Raw genomic sequence first — 6,225 nt, 5'->3', positions numbered from 1 at the left:
TGTATTATTGTTGCCGCAATAGTAGGATGCGGAGCTGGTCCCCGGTAAGCTGCTTACACGATACAGTTCAGCCTGTAATGGGGGGATATCCTGAAGCCTGATCTGAATTTTTGTTCCGGAAATGGCATAACTGGTGACTGCCACCTTCTGCCAGTAGCGTGTCAGTATCTGGCTGCTCATCGTCAGTTTAAGTCCGACATAGGCGAAATAAGTGGCGTAAACACCTGTCAGGCCATCAGTGGCACCGATATCATAAAAACCACCAACGCGGTCATCTCCGTTGGTCGCCACCAGAAAATAGATATTCGACAGATCGCTCTGATCGCAGGTCCATAACACGGTAGAGGCGGTAGCACCGCCATAGGTATAGTTTGTGGGGGGCACTGTCACACTGCCCAGCAGCGTCCCTACGGGTGAAAAGTAGGTATCATAAAGATTGACCTTGCCAAAGGGGAGCAGCGCGGTACGGTCATCTTCAGTTTGTGAAGCACCAGTACTTGTGCACGTTGCCACCGCGGGCAACGCTGTCAGGGCGGAAAAAGCAATCGTGACCGCGAGTAATAAGTTAATTTTTTTCATTTCATCTCTCGCAACTGGCACTGAGCGTCACCAGCGTCATGCCGCGTTCAGTAGAGGTGAGCGAGTAAGGAATGCTACACCGCATATTGTCACCCCATTCAACAGTAAAATGGCCGCGATCTTTTTCAGCGCGCACATAAATCTGTCCTCCCTGGCCTGCTATACCTGCCGGATTACCGCTGTCGTCCATCACCGTTGCTCCCATAGGAATGGTTTTGCCTTCAGACGTCCGCACTGTGATAAGCATTGCTGTGCCCGTTTTTGTCTGAAAAACAATTTTGCTGACTGCCCCCGAAACCGGAACCACCCGTTTCTGACTATCCAGAATTTCTGCATTGCCCTTCATGCCTGCCGGATCCAGTGACACGCTGTTATAACGATAGGGCGTCAGTGAGGGAAGCAGTGCATAACCACTGCCGTCGATTCTGGACTGAGGTGAGCTGAATAACTCTGCACCTTCAGCCCCTTTTGCTTCCACAAGGCCAAAAGTATCCCCAAGATAGGGCCCCAGGGTCACACCGCCAGCATGTAGAGCTGCTGCCCCCTGAGCATTCCCGGAAACCTGCCAGTAATTTTTTCCGACTGAACCATTCATCCCGAGAGAGACTTTAGGTAGGCGGTCCTGAAGACTTCCGCTCAGCGTACTCTGATTCAGCTGCTCGTCATGGGTTGCACTTACGCTATAAGTCGCGCTTTGCTGTTCATCCAGCGCGCCGGAGAGTGACGTCTGATATTGGCTACCGCCAGTATCGCTGCGGTTATATGTCGTGCTCAGCGATGCGCTGCGCGGGCTGTCAGGGAACAGTGGGATGGAAACTGTTGCTGAAACGGCGGTTTCACGGTACCCGCTGTCTGCGTAGCTTCCCACCTGCTGGCGGTTAACGGCCAGGCTGAGGGTAATGCCGCGGGCAAAATTCTTTCCGTAGCCAACCTGATACTGAGTGTCACGTGCACGCCCGTTACGGTAACTCTGGGTAGCCGCGGTAACGAAAAGATTGCCGAGCGAATTCATGTTCTGACTCAGGGTAACGTCAAATCTTTCCCTCTGGCCGCTGGCATACTGAAGCCAGTTTGCGTCGTTCAGGGAATCATATCTCAGCCCCAGAATGCTGGATAAGTCACGATAGCCTGACGTAGAATAGCGATAGCTCGCCAGCGAAACGGTGGTCCCCGACATCGCAAAAGTTTTACTCCAGCTGATGCGGCTCATCCAGCCCTGGAGCGTATTCCCCTCAGGCAAAGAAGCTCTGGAGTAGGTGATGTCGGATCCCAGCGCGCCGTATGCGCTTGCATACACGCCACCCAGTACTGAAGACGCATAACCCTCGGAAAACCGGACGCCTCCGTTACCCGTCAACGCATTGGTCAGGCCCCGCTGATAGATGAAATCACCGAAATCGGCATTTTTATTCATGCCCCGGGTTCTGCCTGCGGCCAGATTGTAGCGGTAAACACCAGGACGCATGGATTCCGGAACGGCCGAGAAGGGAACGGTAAACTTCTTGATGGTGCCGTCTGCTTCGGTCACCTCCACCTGAAGATCACCGCTACTACTGGTGGGATTCAGGTCGGTGATTTCATACGCGCCAGGCGGAACGGTTGTCTGGTAAATCTCGTTTCCGTTCTGGCGTACTGATATTTTCGCGTTGGTACTGGCTATGCCGCGAATGACAGGCGCGTAACCCTGCTGTGTATCAGGCAGCATGGCCTGAGAAGTCGACAGATTAAGTCCACTGTAGCTCAATCCGGAAAAGAAATTTCCATTGGTAATAAGCTGGCCTGCCATGAACTGGCTGGATATAGCGGGTATCGGGCGCTGGATATAACTCCGGACGGTTTGCCAGGATCCGCCCTGCTGCTGATTCCAGGTCGCAGAGCCTGTCTGTCGGTATTGCCAGGTGCCGAGGTTGACGCCCCCGTTCAGTGACAGCCATGCAGAATCCTGATTACGGATGTCCGTCTCTGAATAAGAGACGTGATAATAGTTCGCCAGATAGTTAATAAACCCGATATTTGCTCCGGTATCATATTCAGCAGGGTCTATCCAGCCTCGCGGCTTGCTGACGAGCAGCGACTGCGGAGCCGTGATGTCCATTCTGAACGTTGAAATGGACACGTGCGTGGTTGCCTGCGGCTCCACATCAGCAATAAACCGGCAGGCTGCAGTGCCGTCAGTGTCCGGCTTCACATGCTTAAATCCTATCGACCTGACCAGTTCGGATGAAAGGCACGGCGCATCACCTCCGGGACCAGGCTTGACGCTTACCTTGAACCGGCCCACAAACCGCTGATTTACATAGACGTCAAGTTGATAGTCACCGGGCAACACCGCATCAGGCCTGGACAACTTGTCAAGTGCCGCCTGGTCAAAGTTACCGCCCTTAAAAAGGGAGGAATCAAAATAATATTCGTCATCCGCGGCATATGCGTTTATCTGAGAAAACGTGAAAAGAAGTGCGGCACGAAATAACGCGGAAGGTAATAAGTGCGCCTTTTGAAAATCACGGATCCCTGGTATTTTCAAAGTAAGCGCCATAATCATTTACCTGCGTAATGCGTATTTTCCCGTCGCGCAAAGATGCCACCCTTTCTGCCGGGGACCATTCCATTGAGGACAAGGGAGCGAGCATAACCGCATCTGTCAGCGTTACCGAATGAGAGTGACTGACAAAGCGCGCCCTGCTGATTGAAATATAAAAACCGGTGGGATTCTCTACCATTACCTTGCCGTTATTCAGCGAGAATCTGAGTGATTTAAATGCCTCACTCTGCTGGCCAGACAGCGTTTCGGGACGGTAAAACACTTTCACCCGGCTTTTAACCGCAATGATTAACTGATTATCGTTGCGCGCAGATCTTTTCAGTGCCGGGATCTGGGTGAAATTCATATAAAAAACAGATTCCCTGTCGCGCGGCAGCAATTGTTCTGCGCTTGTTGGGATCAGTCTCACTGACTGACCCTGATGCGGTTCTATACGGAATACCGGCGGGACGGCCACAAAGGGAACCTGAGAAGAATGATCATGCTCATCGCTGAGTTTAATTTCGACAATGAATGGCTGAGGATCAGGGTTTTTAAACTGTACCGTTTTCTCTTTGGCTGCTGAAGGCACAATTACGCGAGTTCCCACCATAATGACGCTGGCTGACGCGGCGTGAACATAAAGCATAAGAATAAAGAGCAGAAATGTTTTCATATTTAGAGCCAGTCATTATCGGGCTGCCTGCAGCAGCCCGATTCAGTCAGAGATAACTTAAAGTGTATTGCGCCACGCCAGTAACCCTGCCTGCCGTGGTGGTGGCGCTCGTCGCCATATATTTGGCGCTGTAGGTTGCCGTCGCCGATGTCGAGTTGGCTGCCAGTGTCATCGCTGCACCTCTGGTCACACCGTTGAGGTTAATCTGAGTGGTCCCGGTCGAATCGGAATATAATGCAATCCCGACGCCTGTAGCGGCATTGGTACTGGCCGTGTTGCCCAGAGCGAACGTTGTTGTGTCAACGCTGGTTCCCAGAAATTCCGGGTACATCGTCACTGCGCTGTCGCTGGGGGTGCAACCCGTTACGGAAATGGTAAATGGCGTCAGCCCCGCACTGTTTCCGGCGGCCGTGGTCGTCGTACTCGCTGTATATAAATCGCTGAGTGGAATTGTAGGCATTAATACGACAGCATTTGTCGTGCTGTTTATGCTGATGCTACAGGTCTGAGTGGCCACCTCTCCCTGGAATGTCACTGTTGATGCCGCAAATACATGTGCAGACATCATTGATGCAGCGAGAAGAGAGGCTCTAAAAGCTGATTTCCTGTTCATTATTATGATCCTGATAATGCGAAGTATGAATGATTGATTTAAATGTCAGCCTGATCGAAGTCTTGAAAAAAATTCCTGAATAGAATTTTTAAGAAAAATTTGATAACGACATGAAATCTTGGTTGGTCAATTAAGCATAATAAAAACCTAAGAGTAAAGCAGCGAAAAATGTGGTTTGCCTAGCTTACGAAGGGCTGAATATTTTCGACTGCAAAATGTCTTAGGGTTAATGCCGTTTTTAACAGGGTCTTTTCCTTCAAGGCATAATGTCAGCGTTAAAAATTCTTTTTCTGTTAGTATTGTCCCGGGAAAAATAACCTCCCTGCTCATTTTAATAACAGACCCACTATCAATATGTTTTTTTCTTGCTAAGATAGTTCTATACTCACTCTTCAAAATGAAGTAATTCGCAAGCGGTATTAATGCATCATTTGCAATAAATATAAAAAACACAGAGAAATTTTCCTCTTCGAACATGCCGCGACTAACATCAAGAATTATCTTTCTGAAAGAGTTAAAACTCAGATCAATAAGGAATATTTTTTCTGCGGTTTTTGATAGGGGTTCGCATTCTCGAAAATAAGTATATTTCATTCCTTCCACAAAATAGTGTGAGCAACTATTATGAAATTCAATATTCAAATTAGAAATCATGCATTCGCCCCTTTGAATTAAAATCTCACCTAAATCCTGATAAGTAAAATAATATTTTTTTCAATTAATGTTTTATTACCAAACATTCAAGCCATTTGAAACCAGCCTGCTATATATTTAGTCAGTGAAGATGTTAACAGCACTCACTAAATGCGTACACCTATCCACAAAACATGTGGCGTACCCTGTGCACATATATGGATCGTTATCACGGAATCCAAACGTTGGCAATTACCTTATGTGAATCTTAGAGGGTAAACTTCTTTTTTATTTTGACTTAGTTTTCATTTTTTTATTTTCTTCACGCCCAAGAAGTATAATCCATTAGCTTATAATTATCAGTTGATGGTTAATAATCATTAAATACAGTAAATAGATTTATGGTTGATTGTGATTTATCTGTACATTTCAGCTGGCATAAGACTATCAAATATTCTTTCAGGTAAAAATGTAATTATTATCCACCAAAAATTGTCACGTTAAAACACATTTCATTTATTGATATTTGCTCTGATTTGTGATGAGGCAACTTAACTGAGGTTGCAAGCATTGGCAGGCACGAGTCATCCCATGTCTTGTTTGACCCAAAAAAAAGTGTAAACACGCCACCCGCCGCGGTACAGGCTGCTACGACATGGTCAGTAATGAAGTCTATAAACGTGTTCAAGTTGATGGCAGGCAGTAATGCCCAAGCGTGACATCATCTCGGATACCGGGTTTACACGGCACGTTGTCTCCTTGTGAATGGGTTAATGTCATTTTATTAACAGCACGTTTTTTAAGGCTCGTCGGAAGAAAATCGTTGCTCTTATCTCTAAGCAAGAGGGGGTTACTGCCTGGATGAGTATATAAACCGCGCCTGTGCTGTTGCGAATCAGAGATTGAAATTGAGCAATGACAGGTAGAATGTGAAGAGCCCCGCCATGACGGGGCTCTGCTTAATCATATCAATCGTCACAGAATGGCTTCTGTCAGAAGCTATATTTTACGCCCAGCACTCCCTGCGTGTCCTGATAGTTGTTTCCCCCAATCTGCTGTGCAACGCTACCCCATACGCTCAGATTTTCAGTCACGTGCCCCTCAACACCGGTCTTCAGCTCAGCTACGTTGCGGTTTCCCTGGAGATACGCGATGTTGTCCCCCATCTTCACGCCATAGTCCTTCGACGTATACAACCAGTTT

At 48.0% G+C, this 6,225-nt stretch carries 5 protein-coding genes and 1 pseudogene; all 6 read right to left on the bottom strand.

Annotation, left to right across the window (positions count from 1 at the left end; translation table 11 throughout):
• Window positions 1-579: pseudogene (locus H7A81_RS24890) on the bottom strand (adhesin); the annotation flags it as partial.
• A 1-nt stretch (window position 580) separates the two neighbouring features.
• Window positions 581-3,121 carry a fimbria/pilus outer membrane usher protein gene (locus H7A81_RS24885; protein WP_255479041.1) on the bottom strand — a complete coding sequence of 847 codons (2,541 nt, stop codon included), beginning with the start codon at window positions 3,119-3,121 and terminating at the stop codon, window positions 581-583.
• The gene (locus tag H7A81_RS24880; RefSeq protein ID WP_182059054.1) at window positions 3,081-3,776 is read right to left on the bottom strand and encodes a molecular chaperone; all 696 of its coding nucleotides are present in this window, start codon (window positions 3,774-3,776) and stop codon (window positions 3,081-3,083) included. Before H7A81_RS24880 ends, H7A81_RS24885 begins: the two co-directional genes overlap by 41 nt.
• A 46-nt stretch (window positions 3,777-3,822) precedes the next feature.
• On the bottom strand, window positions 3,823-4,389 hold the full coding sequence (locus H7A81_RS24875) for a fimbrial protein (RefSeq protein WP_220458124.1): 567 nt from the start codon (window positions 4,387-4,389) through the stop codon (window positions 3,823-3,825).
• A 147-nt stretch (window positions 4,390-4,536) separates the two neighbouring features.
• Window positions 4,537-5,043, bottom strand: coding sequence for a hypothetical protein (locus tag H7A81_RS24870; protein WP_182059053.1), 507 nt, complete (start codon window positions 5,041-5,043; stop codon window positions 4,537-4,539).
• A 971-nt stretch (window positions 5,044-6,014) separates the two neighbouring features.
• The coding region (locus H7A81_RS24865; protein WP_182059052.1) for an autotransporter outer membrane beta-barrel domain-containing protein at window positions 6,015-6,225 on the bottom strand (211 nt) is incomplete at its 5' end.

Source organism: Pantoea sp. ME81 (assembly GCF_903970985.1).
Taxonomy (GTDB): Bacteria; Pseudomonadota; Gammaproteobacteria; order Enterobacterales; family Enterobacteriaceae; genus Pantoea; species Pantoea communis.
The sequence above is the reverse complement of the archived record's forward strand: the minus strand, read 5'-3'. Positions and strand labels throughout refer to the sequence as shown.

Excerpts from the sequence above, each read along its gene's own strand:
- H7A81_RS24885 (WP_255479041.1), bottom strand. The coding sequence starts at position 3,121 with ATGATTATGGCGCTTACTTTGAAAATACCAGGGATCCGTGATTTTCAA.
- H7A81_RS24880 (WP_182059054.1), bottom strand. The coding sequence starts at position 3,776 with ATGAAAACATTTCTGCTCTTTATTCTTATGCTTTATGTTCACGCCGCG.
- H7A81_RS24870 (WP_182059053.1), bottom strand. The coding sequence starts at position 5,043 with ATGATTTCTAATTTGAATATTGAATTTCATAATAGTTGCTCACACTAT.
- H7A81_RS24875 (WP_220458124.1), bottom strand. The coding sequence starts at position 4,389 with ATGAACAGGAAATCAGCTTTTAGAGCCTCTCTTCTCGCTGCATCAATG.